The 17,504-nt window shown below is 61.0% G+C and carries 14 protein-coding genes; 5 read left to right on the plus strand and 9 right to left on the minus strand.

What is annotated here, in order from left to right; all coding sequences use genetic code 11:
* Window positions 1-18: 18 nt before the first annotated feature.
* Together dnaG and PY308_RS14530 are read right to left on the minus strand one after the other, a co-directional pair.
* Window positions 19-2,034: a DNA primase gene (dnaG, locus tag PY308_RS14525; RefSeq protein WP_275783782.1), complete on the minus strand. Its 2,016-nt coding sequence runs from the start codon at window positions 2,032-2,034 to the stop codon at window positions 19-21.
* A gap of 213 nt (window positions 2,035-2,247) precedes the next feature.
* Window positions 2,248-2,706 carry a GatB/YqeY domain-containing protein gene (locus PY308_RS14530; protein WP_275783784.1) on the minus strand — a complete coding sequence of 153 codons (459 nt, stop codon included), beginning with the start codon at window positions 2,704-2,706 and terminating at the stop codon, window positions 2,248-2,250.
* Between the two features lie 280 nt (window positions 2,707-2,986).
* Between PY308_RS14530 and carA the strand changes: the two genes are divergently transcribed.
* Complete coding sequence (gene carA / locus PY308_RS14535) at window positions 2,987-4,192, plus strand: glutamine-hydrolyzing carbamoyl-phosphate synthase small subunit (protein ID WP_275783785.1); 1,206 nt, start codon at window positions 2,987-2,989, stop codon at window positions 4,190-4,192.
* A 32-nt stretch (window positions 4,193-4,224) separates the two neighbouring features.
* Entirely contained in the window at window positions 4,225-4,926 is a 702-nt protein-coding gene (locus PY308_RS14540) for an alpha/beta fold hydrolase (RefSeq protein ID WP_275783787.1), read from the plus strand.
* A gap of 84 nt (window positions 4,927-5,010) precedes the next feature.
* On the opposite strand, the gene PY308_RS14545 is transcribed toward PY308_RS14540, so the two are convergent.
* From PY308_RS14545 to PY308_RS14555, 3 genes are all read right to left on the minus strand, one after another.
* Window positions 5,011-6,417, minus strand: coding sequence for an MATE family efflux transporter (locus tag PY308_RS14545; RefSeq protein ID WP_275791142.1), 1,407 nt, complete (start codon window positions 6,415-6,417; stop codon window positions 5,011-5,013).
* 173 nt (window positions 6,418-6,590) lie between these two features.
* Entirely contained in the window at window positions 6,591-7,841 is a 1,251-nt protein-coding gene (locus tag PY308_RS14550; RefSeq protein WP_275783790.1) for a TCR/Tet family MFS transporter, read from the minus strand.
* A gap of 161 nt (window positions 7,842-8,002) precedes the next feature.
* Window positions 8,003-8,896, minus strand: a complete 894-nt coding sequence (locus tag PY308_RS14555) for a LysR family transcriptional regulator (protein WP_275783793.1) — start codon at window positions 8,894-8,896, stop codon at window positions 8,003-8,005.
* 113 nt (window positions 8,897-9,009) lie between these two features.
* Between PY308_RS14555 and PY308_RS14560 the strand changes: the two genes are divergently transcribed.
* Complete coding sequence (locus PY308_RS14560) at window positions 9,010-10,005, plus strand: aldo/keto reductase (RefSeq protein ID WP_275783796.1); 996 nt, start codon at window positions 9,010-9,012, stop codon at window positions 10,003-10,005.
* An 86-nt stretch (window positions 10,006-10,091) separates the two neighbouring features.
* Here the strand turns inward: PY308_RS14560 and PY308_RS14565 are convergent, their stop codons facing one another.
* The 3 genes from PY308_RS14565 to ypfJ all read right to left on the minus strand — a co-directional run bounded on the left by PY308_RS14565 (window position 10,092) and on the right by ypfJ (window position 11,960).
* Window positions 10,092-10,418 carry a hypothetical protein gene (locus tag PY308_RS14565; protein WP_275783798.1) on the minus strand — a complete coding sequence of 109 codons (327 nt, stop codon included), beginning with the start codon at window positions 10,416-10,418 and terminating at the stop codon, window positions 10,092-10,094.
* Between the two features lie 37 nt (window positions 10,419-10,455).
* A complete protein-coding gene (locus PY308_RS14570; protein WP_275783800.1) occupies window positions 10,456-10,791 on the minus strand; it encodes a hypothetical protein in 336 nt (111 codons plus the stop codon).
* A 239-nt stretch (window positions 10,792-11,030) separates the two neighbouring features.
* Window positions 11,031-11,960, minus strand: a complete 930-nt coding sequence (gene ypfJ, locus PY308_RS14575) for a KPN_02809 family neutral zinc metallopeptidase (RefSeq protein ID WP_275783803.1) — start codon at window positions 11,958-11,960, stop codon at window positions 11,031-11,033.
* 242 nt (window positions 11,961-12,202) lie between these two features.
* Here ypfJ and PY308_RS14580 point away from each other — a divergent pair, with 242 nt between their 5' ends.
* Window positions 12,203-12,661 carry a pyridoxamine 5'-phosphate oxidase family protein gene (locus PY308_RS14580; RefSeq protein WP_275783806.1) on the plus strand — a complete coding sequence of 153 codons (459 nt, stop codon included), beginning with the start codon at window positions 12,203-12,205 and terminating at the stop codon, window positions 12,659-12,661.
* A 69-nt stretch (window positions 12,662-12,730) separates the two neighbouring features.
* Here the strand turns inward: PY308_RS14580 and PY308_RS14585 are convergent, their stop codons facing one another.
* Window positions 12,731-13,723: an aldo/keto reductase gene (locus tag PY308_RS14585; RefSeq protein WP_275783809.1), complete on the minus strand. Its 993-nt coding sequence runs from the start codon at window positions 13,721-13,723 to the stop codon at window positions 12,731-12,733.
* Between the two features lie 294 nt (window positions 13,724-14,017).
* Between PY308_RS14585 and carB the strand changes: the two genes are divergently transcribed.
* Window positions 14,018-17,503: a carbamoyl-phosphate synthase large subunit gene (gene carB, locus PY308_RS14590; protein ID WP_275783812.1), complete on the plus strand. Its 3,486-nt coding sequence runs from the start codon at window positions 14,018-14,020 to the stop codon at window positions 17,501-17,503.
* Window position 17,504: the final 1 nt, after the last annotated feature.

Raw genomic sequence — 17,504 nt, forward strand, 5'->3', positions numbered from 1 at the left:
ATCGCTCCAGCCGACCCCCTACCGCCCCGCCGGCCCCTTGACCCTGCCTGACAGCACCCCGAACCCGTCGATGATCGCCTCCTGGTTTTCCAGCCGCGTCACCTCCAGCTGAACCTCCTGCAGGTTGCGCAGGATTTGGCTTACGGCATCATCGTCGCCGTCTTCCGTGGCATAGGCGAGTTCGGCCTGGAGTTCGTGCCGCTGCCACAGAAGCGCCTTGGTGCGCTTGTGCAGCGACAGGGCCTGGAGATAGCCTTCGCGGGCATCTTCCGGTGCCGCGGCGGTCGTCGCTGTCCACAGGCGAGCGAACCGGATCTGCTGGTCGAGCGCCTTCAGGAGATCGCCGAACCCTTCGGCCTCCAGCTGTTCCACGAGGGATTCACGCAAGAGGCGCGGCCCTTTTGCGGCAGCGGCGTTGAGAACAGAGGACCAGAAGCGCTGGAGTTCGCGATGATCGTAGTCGATCGCTGAGATCTCGTCATATTCCTCGAACAGAAGCTGCGGATGATTGACGATGGTCAGCGCCAGCACGCTTTCGCGCAGCGGCGGCAGCGCCTGATGGCCGCTGACCAGCGAGGAGCGCGCGAGGCGATCGGAAATGCCGGAGCGATCGGACGGCCGCTGGCCGCCACGCCCCTGCGGCCCGGTGCGATTGCCGCCCGGCCGCTGGTTGCGATCAAAGCCGCGCTGACCGCCCTGTTGGCGAGGCGGCCCCTGAAAGAACCGGTTGAGGCGATCGCGCACGTCCTGTCCATAATGGCGGCGGACATTTTCGTCGGCGATGACGGAGACCACCTGTTTCAGCGACGCCTCAAGCTGGGCGCGGCCCTCCGGCGTGTCGAATGCGCCGTTCTGCACCTCGCGGATCCACACCATTTCCGACAGCGAACGGGCAGAGGCCATCACCTTGTCGAACGGAGCGCGGCCTTCGTTTCGGACAAGATCGTCCGGGTCCTTGCCATCCGGCAGCATGGCGAACCGCACGGAAAAGCCCGGCTTGAGATGCGGCAGGGCGAGATCGACGGCCCGGTTAGCGGCACGAATGCCGGCGCCGTCGCCATCGAAGCACAGTACCGGCTGCGGCGTCAGCCTCCAGAGAAGTGCCATCTGGTTTTCGGTCAGCGCCGTGCCGAGCGGCGCGACGGCGTTTTCGATCCCCGCCTGATGCAGCGCGATGACGTCCATATAGCCTTCGACGGCGATGATGGTGCCGGCAGCATGGTCGTTCTGCCCGGTATTGCCGACGCGGCCGGCCCCGGACATCGCCTTGCGGGCACGGGCAAAATTGTAGAGCACGCTGCCTTTGTGAAAAAGCTCGGTCTCGTTGGAATTCAGATATTTCGCCGGTGCGTCCGGCGACATGGCGCGGCCGCCGAAGGCGATGACCTTTTCCCGCGACGACAGGATCGGGAACATGATGCGATCGCGAAACCGGTCGTAGGAGACGGGGATTTCCGGTCCGTGGACGACGAGACCGCAGGCTTCGATCTGATCCTTCGGCACGCCCTTGGCCGCCAGATGTTCCTTGAGCGCATTGCGGCTCTCCGGCGCATATCCCAGGCGGAACGTCTCGATGGTCCGGCCTGTCAGCCCCCGGTCGCGCAGATAGGCTCTGGCCTTGGCGCCGCCTGCCGTCTGCAGCTGCGCCTCGAAGAACTGCGTCGCCATTTCCATGACATCCTGCAGGCCGGTGCGCTGCCGGTCACGCTTCTCTGCCTCGACATCCGGCTGCGGCATGGCAATGCCGGCGAGGTCGGCGATCTGCTGCACGGCTTCCGGAAAATTCATCCCGTCGAGATCGGTCAGAAAGCGGAAATGATCGCCGGACACGCCACAGCCGAAGCAATGATAACGGCCCTTGCGATCCTCGCAGTGGAAGCTCGGCGATTTCTCGCCGTGAAACGGGCAGCAGGCCCAGTAGTCGCCCTTCGACGCATTGGTCTTCTTGCGATCCCAGGTGACGCGTTTGCCGATCACGTCCGAAATGGGGACGCGGTCGCGGATCTCGTCAAGAAAGGAATTGGAAAAACGCATGATCACCTCTGGGCCGCATTCATATAGGCGGTCACGGAAAGATACGCCAACTTTCCGCAATGCCGTGCCCGCTATTCACAGGCCTCGGCACAGGCCGAAGATGATATCGGACAACAATCGACGAGCCTCGCCACGGCTTTTGCCATGTCCAGGTCATCAAATCGAATTTGCATTGCATGCGGCTCTTCGGTTTCCGGCGGCAAAGCCTGAGGATCAACGCCCGGAAAGAAGCTCCTTCAGAACGGCGGACGCCTTGGCGAAATCCATCTGGCCGGCATAACGCTCCTTCAGCACCGCCATGACCTTGCCCATATCCTTCGGGCCTGCAGCGCCCGTCTCGGCAATCGCCGCCGCGACATTTGCGCGGACTTCGGCTTCCGACAACTGCTTGGGCATGAAATCCTGTATGGCGAGGATCTCGGCCCGTTCTTTTGCGGCAAGTTCAGGACGGACATTGTCCTCATAGATCTTTGCCGATTCCTCGCGCTGCTTGACCATCTTGGCCAGAATCTGCAGGATTTCGTCGTCGCTCGCCTCAGCCTTACCGGCGGTGCGATTGGCGATGTCGCGGCTCTTGATCTCGGCCTGCACGAGGCGAATGGTCGAAAGCCGGGCCGAATCCCTGGATTTCATGGCATCCTTGAGGGCGGCAGCGAGTTGATCGCGCATCATTGTCGTTACTCCTGTTAAAGCCGCTACATAAACCAGGGGCCGGAGCGGGAGCAAATGATTTGCGGGAAATGCGGACAAAAGCACCGGGAAAAAGCATCCGCGGCCTCCTTGAATATTGACCTTGGGCGATGTGGCGGCTATTGACCGTCACCTGCACAGACATCGTGATCAGGCCTGACAGCGTGCGCCCAGTTGCGCGCATCCGCCCGCCTGCACACCACAACGGCCGGCGCCGTCCAGTTGGACGCCGCCGAAGCGCCGCACGAACGGGATGAAGACAATGACCGCGACAGCCCCCTGGACCACCGCAAAGCCGACTGCCCTGCTCGTTCTGGCCGATGGCACCGTCATCGAAGGCAAGGGTATCGGGGCCACCGGCAAGGTGCAGGCGGAAGTCTGCTTCAATACCGCGCTAACCGGCTATCAGGAAATCATGACCGATCCGTCCTATCTCGGGCAGATCGTCACCTTCACCTTTCCGCATATCGGCAATATCGGCGCCAACGACGAAGATATCGAAGACCTGACGCCGGCGGCACGCCACGGCGCGGTCGGCGTCATCTTCAAGGCCGACATCACCGCCCCCTCGAGCTACCGCGCCGAAAAACATCTCGATGCCTGGCTGAAGAGCCGCGGCATCATCGGCCTCTGCGGCATCGATACGCGGGCGCTGACCGCCTGGATCCGCGAGAACGGCGCCCCGAACGCAGTGATCGCCCATGATCCGAACGGTGTCTTCGACATCGACGCCCTGAAGGCCGAAGCAAAAGCCTGGAGCGGGCTCGAAGGTCTCGATCTGGCCAAGACCGCGTCCTCCGGTCAGACCTCGCGCTGGAGGGAGAAGCCCTGGGTCTGGAACGAAGGCTACGACGAACTGGCGGAGACCGACGCCACCCATCACGTCGTGGCGCTCGACTACGGCGTCAAGCGCAATATCCTGCGCCTGTTCACCGGCCTCGGCTGCAAGGTCACCGTTATGCCGGCGACGACCACGGCAGAAGAGGTTCTGGCCCAGAAGCCGGACGGTATCTTCCTGTCGAACGGCCCGGGCGATCCGGCGGCAACCGGTGAATATGCCGTTCCGGTCATCCAGGATCTGATCAAGAGCGACATCCCGTTGTTCGGCATCTGCCTCGGCCACCAGATGCTGGGCCTGGCGCTCGGCGCCACCACCGAAAAGATGCACCAGGGGCATCACGGCGCCAACCATCCGGTCAAGGACCATACGACGGGCAAAGTCGAGATCGTCTCCATGAACCACGGCTTTGCTGTTGATTCGAAGTCTCTGCCTGATGGTGTTGAAGAGACTCACATTTCGCTGTTCGACGGCAGCAATTGCGGCCTGCGCCTTACCGGCAAGCCGGTGTTCTCCGTGCAGCATCACCCGGAAGCCTCGCCCGGCCCGCAGGACAGCCACTACCTCTTCCGCCGCTTCATCAATCTGGTGCGCGAGAAAAAGGGCGAACCGGCGCTGGCGGAACGGTGAAATTTTCGGTGGCGGGCCGGTAGTCCTGATCCATGGCTGCGAAGGGGACACTGGAGGTTCTTTTTCTCCACGCGCTGCCACTCGACAGTTCAATGTGGGACCGGCAGAGAGATCTTCTTCCCAGCGCCACGTATGCGCCGACGCTTTATCCTTTCGGCGAAAGCATGGAAGAATGGGCCGACGCGGCGCTGAAGCCCATGAAAAGCGATCGCCTCATCGTCGTCGGTTGCTCTGTCGGCGGGTCCTGTGCGCTCGAAATTGCCGCCATCGCACCTGACCGCGTTGCGGCTTTGGTCCTGATAGGCACGAAAGCGCGACATCGACCCGACCCGGCATTCCATGCATCCGCGCTGCAGAACATTCGAGAACATGGCCTGGAAAAGGCTTGGCATACCTATTGGCAATCGCTATTTTCGCACAACGCCGATCTAAAGGTGATCGACGGCGCCAAAAAAATTGCGTTGCGGCAGTCAGAACACGAGGTCGCGCGCGGCGTTACAGTGTTTCACACCCGGCCGAGCCGCGATCAACTGCTGAGAGATTTTGTCAATCCCATCATTGTTATCTCGGGCGGGGACGACCGCGCACCAGGTCCAAAAATCAGTGCTGAGCAGGCCGATCAAGCACAGCAGGGGCGTTTTCACGCCGTTCCCGAATGCGGCCACTACGTGCCGCTCGAACGGCCCGCCACTCTCAACACGATCCTGCGGAAATTGATTTGCGACCATCAGTGAGAGAGGCGCGACATTTCTGAAGCCGGCAAACACGACGGGCGAGTGGAGTGATTCCGCCCGTCGCAAGTCCCCCTGCATGAGGGCTCAGGCTGGCAAAGCCAACAGCTTGCGTTCCCGCGACAGGAACCGGAAAAACCGCCAGGTGAGCGTGATGCTGGCGGCGGCAAGCCCCAGAACGAAGCCGTACCAGACGCCGACGCCGCCAAGGCCGGCGTGGAAGGCGAGCAGATAGGCGGCGACGAAACCGATCGCCCAGTAGGAGATCAGCGCCAGCACCATCGGCACCGTCGTATCCTTCAGCCCTCGCAACATGCCGGCCGCAAGCGCCTGCACGCCGTCCACCAGCTGGAAGGCGCCGGCGATGACGATCAGCGGGCCGGCATAGGCCAGGACCTGCGCCGCGTCGGGCCTGCTTGTATCGAGATACAGCGCGGCAAGCTCGGTCGAAAACAGCGCGAAGACCGTGCTGCCGATCAGGGCGAAGCCGCAGCCGATGACGAGAACGGCAATCGCCCCCCGCTTGATACCCTCCGCATCGCGCCGACCATGCGCAAGGCCGATCCGTACCGTCGCGACCTGCGCCAGACCAAGCGGCACCATGAAGGCGATCGAGGCAAACTGCAGCGCGATGCCGTGCGCCGCCAGTTCGACCGTACCGATCATGCCCATCAGAAGCGACGCGACGGTGAACAGGCTGACTTCGGCAAGAATGGTCACGGCGATCGGCAGGCCGAGCTTGACGACATCCTTCAGCACAGGCCAGTCCGGCCGCCAGAACCGCACGAAGATCTCGTAAGCCCGCGTCTGCGGCTGCATCTGGATATAGGCGTAGAGCAGCACGAAGCTCAGCGTATTGACCGCCAGCGCCGAGATGGCCGCGCCGACGATGCCGAGAGCCGGGGCGCCGAAATGGCCGAAGATGAAGACATAGCAAAGCAGCGCATTCGCCGCGAGCACTGCGATCGTGACGTAAAGAATGATGCCGGCGCGCTCCAGGGAACTCAGAAAGCCCCGCAACACCATGAAGAGCAGCGCCGGAAACATGCCCCACAGAGCGACGCGCAGATAGCGTCCGGCAAGGGCTGCGACCTCGGGCTGCTGATGCATCGCCAAAAGCACCGATTCAGCATGCCAGAGAAGCGGCATGGTCAAAACCCCATAGCCGAGCACCGCCCACATGCCCATGCGCACCGCCCGGCGAACGGCGACAAGATCGCCACGTCCCTGCGCCTGCGCCACAATCGGCACGACCGCATTGGCGAAGCCCGACCCGAAGATGAAAACCGTAAAGAAGGTCTGCGCCGCAAGAACCATGGCCGCCAGTTCCGTTGTCCCGAGCCTGCCGACCATCAGCACGTCTGTTGCGTGGATTGCAAACTGGGCAAGCTGCGCACAGACGAAGGGAACGCCAAGCGCAATGCTGGCGCGATAATGCGCCGGCCAGGAATTATCGGGGCGGCCCCTGTACAGGGTGTGGCTTGACGTCGACATGATGAATTCGGCCCTTGGCTGCCTCGCCCGCGACCCGAACGGGCCATCGGACAGGCTTATGCGATAGAGCAGCCACCGGTACAGCACCAGCAACAAAGGCACAAATGCATATTTTTTCATCCAGTCATCACAGAATTTGATGGTTTTTAGGGCTTTCGCAGCCGTCAAGACCATCAGGAAGACTGGGACGACCCGGTGCTCCGCCCTTCGGTTTTAGGACGAACCATTGTCAGGTAGACAACAACCGCAATGCCGATAAAGACGGAGGCGAGCGCATAGGGCGCGCCGGCAAAACGGACGACCGCCCCTGGCGCGGTAAACAGATTGAAGACTTGGGCGAACATCAGCGGCCCGAGAATCGTCGTGAAGCTGGCAATGCTCGACAGCGCTCCCTGCAGTTCGCCCTGCGCCGACGGCGGCACTTTTGCCGCAGCCAGACTGCGCAACGGCGGATCTGCAAGCGCTTCGAAACAGGTCAGCAGGATCACGGCATAGACCATCCAGCCCTCCACCGAGAGCGCGTAGCCGACCAGTGCCAGACCGGTAAAGATCAGCCCTGCGGCCCCCGTTCGCCACTCGCCGAGAGCAGCGATCACCCTCGGCAAAACCACCGCCATGACAATGGCGCCGCAGACGCCGAAAATCCCGAGCGACAGGCCGATCTGCCCCTCGCTCCAATTGTAGCGGTAGGCCGACACGAAGGACCAGACCGCAGGGTAGACGGCATGCGCCTGCCACAGAAGGAAGAAAACCAGCAGCACCGGCCCGATGCCCGGATAGTTGCGCATCTGCTTCAACGCGCCCAGCGGATTGGCGCGCTTCCATTCGAACCGGCGGCGGTTGTGGCTCTCCAGCGTTTCCGGCAACAGGAACAGGGCGACAAGAAAATTCGCAAACGACAGTATCGCCGCGCCGTAGAAGGGAATACGCGGACCGAACTCCCCAAGCAGTCCGCCAAGCACGGGCCCAAGCGCAAATCCGGTGCCGAAAGCAATGCCGATCAGACCGAAATTCTTTGCCCGGTTGGTGTCGTCGCTGACATCGGCGAGGTAGGCGGCCGCTGTCGAAAAGCTGGCGCCGCTGATCCCCGCCAGCATGCGCCCGACGAACAGCATCCAGTAGCTTGCGGCCAGAGCGCAGATGAGATTGTCGAGCGCGAAGGTGAGCACCGAGGCCAGAAGGACCGGACGCCGCCCGAACCGGTCGGACAGATTGCCGATCAGCGGCGCGAAAACGAACTGCATGCCGGAATACACCAGCAGCAGCCAGCCGCCATCGACCGCCGCCTCGCTAATCGTGTCGCCGGTCAGTTCCTTGAGAAACGCAGGCAGCACGGGCATGATGATGGCGATGCCGACGATATCGAGGAAAAGAATGAGAAAGACAATCGTCAGACCGCGCCGCGCTGATTTGGGATCGATCATCGAACAGCCTTCTTAGCAACCCAATACGAAAAGAAACACAAGGCGAACATCGTAAGCCAATCTGCTGTAGCGAAACGTCAGGGCACAAACAATACGTGAACATTTCAATGTTCGTGATGGATGGCTACGGAACATTGATGCGGCGGCCTTCGGAGCAGATGTCAGCGTCGGCCCTTGATGAAATCGACAAAGGCCCTGAGCGGCGGCGGCATGTGCTTGCGGCTGGCGTAGTACAGATAAGGCCCCGGAAAATCCTGCTGCCAGTCCTGCAGGATCGGCACGAGTTCACCGCGAGCGATGGACGGCGCCAGGAATTCTTCAAAGGTGGCGATGATGCCGAGCCCTGAAGCCGCGGCGCCGATCTCCAGCTCCAACGTATTGGCGATGACACGTGGGCGTGGCGAAATACGGATGGTTTCGTCGCCTCTCTCGAACTCCCATGACGACATCCTGCCGCTGGCGAAACGATGGCGAATGCAGGCGTGATCAAGCACCTCGCGCGGATGGCGCGGCTCGCCATTCGCCAGGAGATAGGCGGGAGAAGCCGCGGTCACGAAACGCTGCCGCCGCGGGCCGATCGGTACGGCGATCATATCCTTTTCCAGCCGCTCGTCGTAGCGCACGCCGGCATCGAAGCCGGCCGCGAGCACATCGATGAAACTGTCGTCGGCGCTGACCTCCAGGACGATGCCGGGATAGGCCTTGAGGAAGTCCGCCGCAATGTCAGGCAGAATGGCGCGGGCGACCACGGTTGCAACATTCAGCCGAAGCGTGCCGGTCGCGCTGTCGCGAAAGCGGTTTACATCCTCGAGCGCCGAAGCAACCTCTCCAAGCGCCGGAGACAGGCGTTCGATCAGTCGCTCGCCAGCCTCGGTCAGCGTGACGCTGCGGGTGGTGCGGTTGAGCAGGCGCAACCCAAGCCGTTCTTCCAGCCGCTTTAGTGCTTCGCTGAGAGACGAAGCCGAGACGCCCCGTCTTCGGGCCGCAGCCCGAAAGCTGCGCTCCTGTGCCACCGCGGTGAACGCGTCGAGATCGGCAAGGGGCAGATCGGTCATTGTACGAATTTCCAAACGGGGTGTGCAGTTGAGGCCGGATTATCGCACAAACGTCTTTCGGGTAAAACCACATTCAGCGACCCCGCCAAATGGCGGGCAACAGGAGACGCGCCATGAAATATGTTCAACTCGGCAAGACCGGTCCTTCGGTTTCCACCCTCGGTCTCGGCTGTATGGGAATGTCCGGCCTCTATGGACCTTCCGACCGAAAGGAGAGCATCGCCACTATCCACGCTGCCATGGATGCCGGGATCACTCTCATCGACACAGGCGATTTCTACGGCATGGGCCACAACGAAATGCTGATCGGCGAAGCAGCGAAGGGCGTTGACCGTGACAGGGTGGTCCTCAGCGTCAAAGCCGGCGCCCTGCGCGACGTGGCGGGCGGCTTCAACGGCATCGACAACCGTCCGGCCGCCCTGAAAAATTTTATAGCCTATTCCCTGCAACGGCTGGGCGTCGATTATATCGACATCTACAGGCCAGCACGGCTTGATCCCGATGTGCCGATCGAAGACACTGTTGGCGCCATCGCCGACATGATCAAGGCTGGCTATGTCCGCCATATCGGTCTTTCCGAGGTCGGCGCCGACACGATCCGCCGGGCTGCGGCTGTACACCCGATTGCCGATCTTCAGATCGAATATTCCCTGATATCGCGGGGCATAGAAGACACGATCCTGCCGGCCTGCCGCGAGCTCAGCATCGGCATCACCGCCTATGGCGTGCTCTCGCGTGGCCTGATCAGCGGCCACTGGCAAAAAGGCCATGGAACGACGGCCGGTGATTTCCGCGCCTTCAGCCCCCGTTTTCAGGAGGGCAATCTCGAAAGCAACCTTGCCCTGGTCGAGGCTTTGCGTGGTGTCGCCGAAACCAAGGGTGTCTCCGTGGCGCAGATTGCCATCGCCTGGGTGGCCGCTAAGGGCAGCGACATCGTGCCGGTGATCGGCGCCCGCACGGTCGAACGACTGGAGGAAGCGCTGGGGTCGCAGGCTGTGCATCTCAACCCAGGCGACCTGTCGGCTATCGACGCCGCTATTCCGAAAGACGCAGCTGCCGGTGGACGGTATCCGGAAGCGATGCTCGCGCACATGGATAGCGAGAAGTAGGCTGGCATTCGAAACATCAATCGGCGGCCAAGGCCGCCGATTGATGTATAAAAAGGGATGCGTGCGCAAAAGGTCATGGATTGACCCTAGCGAACGTATACGACCTTGCCGCCGTTCAACGCGGTCTGTACGCCGACCACATTGCGAAACGAGATCCCACGCCGTTGCAGAAGCGCGCGAATGGCTGGATTGGTCCGGATTTCCTCCTGCGCTTTTGCCAGGGTCCTTGCCGAAGGATGGCGGTAAATCGGTGAAACCTCCTGGTACTCGTCGTAACCGTAGTTGTCCCGGATGAGGATGACACTGATGCCCGACTCAAGTGCAAGGGCAGATTGTGCAAAAGCGGGAGCAACAAAACTTGCAGAGGTTACCGCCAACGCGATGCAAAGCGTGGTTGACAGAATGATTTTCAATTTCTTTCTCCTATAGTCGAGCCACTGGCGAGGTTTCTCAACGTGCATAGATGACTTTCCCGCCGTTCGCCGCAGTCTGGATAGCAAGCACGTTATGGGGCTGAATGTTCCGCTCGTTCAGATAATCCCTGATGACCGCGTCAGAAGCGATTTCGTTTTGCGCTCGAGCGACCATCTCCGGGGACGGATAACGATAGATGGACGGGATCTTTGCATCGTCGTCATGTTTGCCCCGCCCTATGACAAAAGCGATAATCCCCGGTTGCGTCGGCTGACCGAACAAAATTGTGCCAAGCGACTCTGCTGCACCAGACGGCAAGGCCGTCATAGCCAGTCCCACGCTGGCCAGTGCCAAGGCGATAACGTTACGCATACGCGATGTCTCCTTTGGTAAAGCTTCTTTCACACCTTCCAAAGCGCTCGCAGCCCCTATGATAGGATCGGGAGCACGGCGCACGGTTGGATGGTTCTGGAACCGTTCAAAGGAAGATATAGGTTTGGGCCATCTGTTTTGCGATTGAACACGGATCGACCAAGAAACACTTTTTCTTGAGTACATGCCATATGCGCTGTCTGCCGCACCGTGACCACCGGCGCGGCAGACGAAAAATCTCAAATATCGGAATTGAACGTATCGCAGGACGAGAGTTTGCCGCTGTCGAAGCCGCGCTTGAACCAGGCCGAACGCTGTGCGGAAGTTCCATGGTTAAAGCTTTCAGGCACCACATAGCCCTGGGTACGCTTCTGCAGCGTGTCATCGCCGATCTGTGTGGCAGCGTTCAGGGCCTCTTCCAGATCGCCCTTTTCCAGCAATCCTTTCTGTTCGGTGAACTTGCCCCAAATACCTGCGAAGCAATCCGCCTGCAGTTCGACGCGGATCGACATTAAGTTCGAATCGGCCTCGCTCATCCGCTGACGTTGCGCGTTCACCTTGGGCAGAATGCCGAGCAGGTTCTGCACATGGTGTCCGACTTCATGGGAAATGACATAGGCTTCCGCGAAATCGCCGGACGCGCCAAAACGTTGCGCCAGTTCATCGAAAAACGACATGTCGAGATAGACCTTCTGGTCTCCCGGGCAATAGAACGGGCCGCTGGCGGCGGACGCCGATCCGCAGGCCGAATCAATGCCATCGCGGAACAGCACGAGCTTCGGCTCCTGATAGGTCTGGCCGCTGGCCTGGAAAATGCCGTTCCAGGTGTCTTCCGTCTCGGCGAGAACGGTCGATACGAAAGCCTTCGTTTCCTCTTCTGCCGCCGTACCGGTGGGCGCCGTGCCCTGCGTCTGCTCGTACCCGCCCGGACTGACGGAACCGCCTTCCATGACCTGAAGCAGGTCAATGCCCATCATCTTCAAGCCGAAATAGATGACCACCAGGACGATGATGGTGCCGACGCTCATGCCGCCGCCTCGACCGCCGCCGCCAGGGAGTCGAAATCCGCCGCCGCGTCCAAAGGGACTGCCGCCCAGACCGCCGCGTGACGGGCTTGAGCCCCGAACATCCTCAACATTGCCCGACTGGCGGCGGCCTTTCCATTCCATGACGATCTCCCGGTTTCATGCATAGCGGCGCTTGGGCCTGTATGGACTTACATATAACGCGGCACCGGGTGTTTTCTACAAGGTCTGACCGACAAACTGACATTGCGGAAAACTTCCTCAAGACGGGCTGCGGCAGTTCGCAATCACGCCCGATGCGCCACGTCCGACCTGTCGATTTCCGAAGGTACCACCAGGAAACATGCTAGGATCGGGCGACATCAATGCATGCCGGAGGGAAAACGATGACTTTGACAATCATGGACAACAAGGGTTGTATCGATGTGCTGTCGAGCAATCACATCGCCCATTTGGCATGCGTTCGCGACAACCGACCCTACGTCGTGCCAATTCAATACGCGTTCGACCCGCGCAATCTCTATATCTTTTCAATGCCGGGGCAGAAGATCGACTGGTTGCGGGACAACCCGAAGGCCTGCGTGCAGGTCACCGATATCAGGGACACGGGGGAATGGCGCAGCGTCGTCGTCGATGGCGATTTTGAGGAATATCCGGACGGCGACCAGTGGCACGACGCACGGCTCCACGCGTGGTCCCTTTTGGAAAAGCGCGCGAACTGGTGGGAGCCCGGCAGTTTCAAGCCTGAGGCTCAAGCCGTCAGCGGCGACACCCTCGCCCCGGTCTTTTTCAGCGTCCGAATCGGCACCATGTCGGGCCGGCACTCGATCCCGGATGCGGCGTAAGCCCGTTGCTGCCTTTCCCTCCGCCTTCCGACGGGATCGCCCGCCGGAAGAATATCACGCCATCATTGCCTAACGGTCGATGGTCGCCATGATCGTGGCGGCGTAGCGGTCGCCCGCGATCTTTTCCGGCGAAAGGGCATCGTCCAGCGCACCCATCTCGGTTACATCGAGAGCAATGCCAGCAGCGGCCATGTTTTCCTCCAGATAGGTCCGGCGTTTGGTGCCGGGGATAGGCACGATGTCGTCACCTTTGTGCAAAAGCCAGGCAAGCGCGATCTGGCCGGGTTTCACATGCTTTTCCGCTGCAAGATCGCGCACGACCTGCGCTGCCTTGACATTGGTATCGTAGTTCTCGCCCTGATAGCGGGGATCGTTGCGCCGGAAATCGCCCTCCGGATAATCCTCGGCCCGCTTGACCGCGCCGGTCAGAAAGCCGCGGCCCAGCGGCGAGAACGGCACAAGGCCGATACCGAGTTCACGCAGGACCGGGATGATATCGACCTCAAGATTGCGCTCCCAGAGGGAGTATTCGCTTTGCAGGACAGAGACCGGATGCACTGCGTGCGCCCGGCGGATATTGGCGATGCCGGCTTCCGACAGCCCGAAGAAACGAACCTTTCCTTCGGCGATAAGATCGCCGACTGTTCCGGCAACGTCCTCAATGGGGACAGCCGGATCGACGCGGTGTTGATACAAAAGATCGACATGGTCCGTGGCAAGCCGGCGCAACGACCCCTCCAGAGCGCCCCGGATGTGCTCGGGGCGGCTGTCCAGCGCACCCGTCTGCTTGCCGTCCTTAATCTGAAAGCCGAATTTGGTCGCCAGAACCACCCGGCCGCGCCGCCCTTTCAGCGCCTGTCCCAGAAGGGTCTCGTTGGTGTAGGGGCCGTAGACCTCTGCCGTATCGAGGAAGGTGCAGCCTATGTCGATTGCCCGGTGCAAGGTCGCGATGGATTCGGTTTCATCGGCAGGGCCATAGGACTGGCTCATCCCCATGCAGCCGAGGCCGATGGCGGAGACTTCAAGTCCTTGACCGCCGAGTTTGCGCGTCGAAATTGTCATGATGTTGCATCCTTTCGCAAGAGCGGGAAGATAGACAGCAGGGCACCGGCTGCAATAGGGGAAAAATTGCCGCCCTCGCCTCGCCGTGCGTCTTGATGCGTGCGTGCTCGCCTGTTTGGAGTACATTGCGACATCGCCAAATTTCCTGTCTGTTGTCGCATTTTCGGGGTTCCGCTTAGCCCCACATTTCCCTATAAGCCGCTTCTAGCCTGAAAAGACCATGCATGCGCCACCCGGCCGGTGATCCCTCACCCTGGCCGGTTTTTCGCGCAGCCTGAAAAGCGGATAGAGATCATGCCAAAGCGCCAAGATATCAAATCGATCCTCATCATCGGCGCGGGTCCGATCGTGATCGGCCAGGCTTGCGAATTCGACTATTCCGGCACGCAGGCCTGCAAGGCACTCAAGGAAGAGGGTTACCGGGTCATTCTGGTTAACTCCAATCCGGCGACGATCATGACCGATCCGGACATGGCAGATGCCACCTATGTCGAACCGATCACCCCCGAGGTGGTTGCCAAGATCATAGCCAAGGAACGCCCGGACGCGCTTTTGCCGACGATGGGGGGCCAGACGGCGCTGAACACGGCACTCTCCTTGAAGCGCATGGGCGTGCTCGACCGCTACAATGTCGAGATGATCGGCGCCAAGCCTGAAGCCATCGACATGGCCGAGGACCGGGCGCTGTTTCGCGAAGCCATGTCGCGCATCGGGCTCGAAACGCCGAAATCGCTGCTCGCCAATGCCACCGAGATCAAGGATGTCGACCGCAAGCTGCATGTTGCCGAACGCGACAAGCTGAAGGCGCAACTGTCGGGCGCCGATCTCGACAAGGCGCTGGACGCGCTGGAAAACACCTGGAACCTCGGCGAGACCGACCGCAAGCAGCGCTATATGAGCCATGCCATGGCAATCGGCGCACAGGCGCTCGACACGATTGGCCTTCCGGCCATCATCCGCCCGTCCTTCACCATGGGCGGCACCGGCGGCGGCATTGCCTATAACCGCTCGGAATTCTTCGAGATCGTCAATTCCGGCCTTGATGCCTCTCCCACCACCGAAGTGCTGATCGAGGAATCGGTGCTGGGCTGGAAGGAGTACGAGATGGAAGTGGTCCGTGACACGGCGGACAATTGCATCATCATCTGCTCGATCGAGAACATCGACCCGATGGGCGTTCATACAGGCGATTCCATTACGGTCGCCCCAGCGCTGACGCTGACGGACAAAGAATACCAGATCATGCGCAACGCCTCGATCGCCGTGCTGCGCGAGATCGGCGTCGAGACCGGCGGCTCGAACGTGCAGTTCGCCGTGAACCCCGAGAACGGCCGTCTCGTCGTCATCGAGATGAATCCGCGCGTCTCGCGCTCGTCGGCCCTGGCGTCGAAGGCAACCGGCTTCCCGATCGCCAAGATCGCCGCCAAGCTTGCCGTCGGCTATACGCTGGACGAACTCGATAACGACATTACCGGCGGTGCGACGCCGGCTTCGTTCGAGCCGTCCATAGACTATGTCGTCACGAAAATCCCGCGTTTCGCCTTCGAAAAATTCCCGGGTGCCGGCACGACGCTGACGACGGCGATGAAGTCGGTCGGCGAGGTCATGGCGATCGGCCGGACTTTTGCCGAATCGCTGCAAAAGGCGCTGCGCGGTCTGGAAACGGGCCTGACCGGTCTCGATGAAATCGAAATTCCCGGCCTTGAGGACAATGGCGACAGCAAGAACGCCATTCGCGCCGCCATCGGCACACCGACGCCCGACCGGTTGCGCATGGTCGCACAGGCTCTGCGCCTGGGCATGTCGGAAGCGGATGTCCATGATGGTTCCAAAATCGACCCGTGGTTCATCGCCCAGCTCAAGGCGATAGTCGACATGGAGGCCCGCGTGCGGGAGCACGGACTTCCGGATGATGCCGAAAACCTGCGGATGCTGAAGGCCATGGGCTTTTCCGATGCCCGCCTGGCAACGCTCTCCAAGAGCCGCCCGAAGGAAGTGGCTGAACTGCGCAATAGGCTGAATGTCCGTCCGGTCTACAAGCGCATCGACACATGTGCCGCGGAATTCGCCTCGCCCACCGCCTATATGTACTCGACATACGAGACGCCCTTCGACGGGAAGGCGCGCTCCGAAGCGCAGATTTCCGACCGTAAGAAGGTCGTCATCCTCGGCGGCGGTCCAAACCGGATCGGTCAGGGCATCGAGTTCGACTATTGCTGCTGCCATGCCGCCTTCGCGCTGAAGGATGCCGGCTATGAAGCCATCATGGTCAACTGCAACCCGGAAACCGTCTCGACCGATTACGACACGTCCGACCGGCTCTATTTCGAGCCGCTGACGGCAGAAGACGTGATCGAAATCCTGCGCGCAGAACAGGAAAACGGGATCTTACACGGCGTCATCGTCCAGTTCGGCGGCCAGACGCCGCTGAAGCTTGCCGAAGCCCTGGAAAAGAACGGCATCCCGATCCTCGGCACGGCGCCGGATATGATCGACCTGGCCGAAGACCGCGACCGCTTCCAGAAGCTTTTGATGAAGCTCGACCTCAACCAGCCGAACAACGGTATCGCCTATTCGGTCGAACAGGCCCGGCTCGTGGCATCGGAAATCGGCTTCCCGCTGGTCGTGCGCCCGTCCTATGTCCTGGGCGGCCGCGCCATGCAGATCATCCATTCGGAATCGATGCTGCAGACCTATCTGCTCGACACCGTGCCGGAACTGGTCCCGGAAGACATCAAGCAGCGCTACCCGAATGACAAGACCGGGCAGATCAACACGCTGCTCGGCAAGAACCCGCTGCTGTTCGACAGCTACCTGACCAATGCCGTCGAAGTTGACGTCGATGCGCTCTCCGATGGCGAGACCGTCTTCGTCTCCGGCATCATGGAGCATATCGAGGAAGCCGGCATTCACTCGGGCGATAGCGCCTGCTCGCTGCCTGTCTACACGCTGTCTGACGAGATCGTCGATGAACTGGAACGCCAGACCAAGGCGATGGCCAAGGCGCTGAAAGTCGGCGGCCTGATGAACGTGCAATACGCCATCAAGGATGGCACGATCTACGTTCTCGAAGTCAATCCGCGCGCCTCGCGCACGGTTCCCTTCGTCGCCAAAACCATCGGCGCACCGATCGCCAAGATCGCCGCGCGCATCATGGCCGGCGAAAAGCTCGACGACGCCATTGCCGCCTATGGCAAGAAGCCGGATCCGCGCAACCTGAACCATATCGCCGTCAAGGAAGCCGTCTTCCCGTTTGCCCGCTTCCCCGGCGTCGATATTCTGCTCGGCCCGGAAATGCGCTCTACCGGCGAAGTCATTGGTCTTGACACCGACTTCGCGCTGGCCTTTGCAAAAGCCCAGCTCGGCGCCGGCGTCGACCTGCCGCGCGAAGGCACGGTCTTCGTTTCGGTGCGCGACGAGGACAAGGACCGGGTCCTGCCGGCCATCCGCCATTTGACCGAGATCGGCTTCAAGGTGCTGGCCACCGGCGGCACGGCTCGCTTCCTTGGCGAAAACGGCATAACCGCCACAAAGATCAACAAGGTGCAGGAAGGACGCCCGCACATCGAGGACGCCATCCGCAACCGTCAGGTTCAGCTCGTCATCAACACGACGGATTCGAACAAGGCAATTTCCGATTCGAAGTCGCTGCGCCGCGCCACGCTCATGCAAAAAGTGCCCTATTACACCACGATGGCCGGCGCCGAAGCAGCCGCCAAGGCAATCGGGGCGCTGAAGGCCGGAAGCCTCGAAGTGAGAACACTTCAGAGCTATTTCTGAA

The organism is Pararhizobium gei, assembly GCF_029223885.1.
GTDB lineage: Bacteria > Pseudomonadota > Alphaproteobacteria > Rhizobiales > Rhizobiaceae > Pararhizobium > Pararhizobium gei.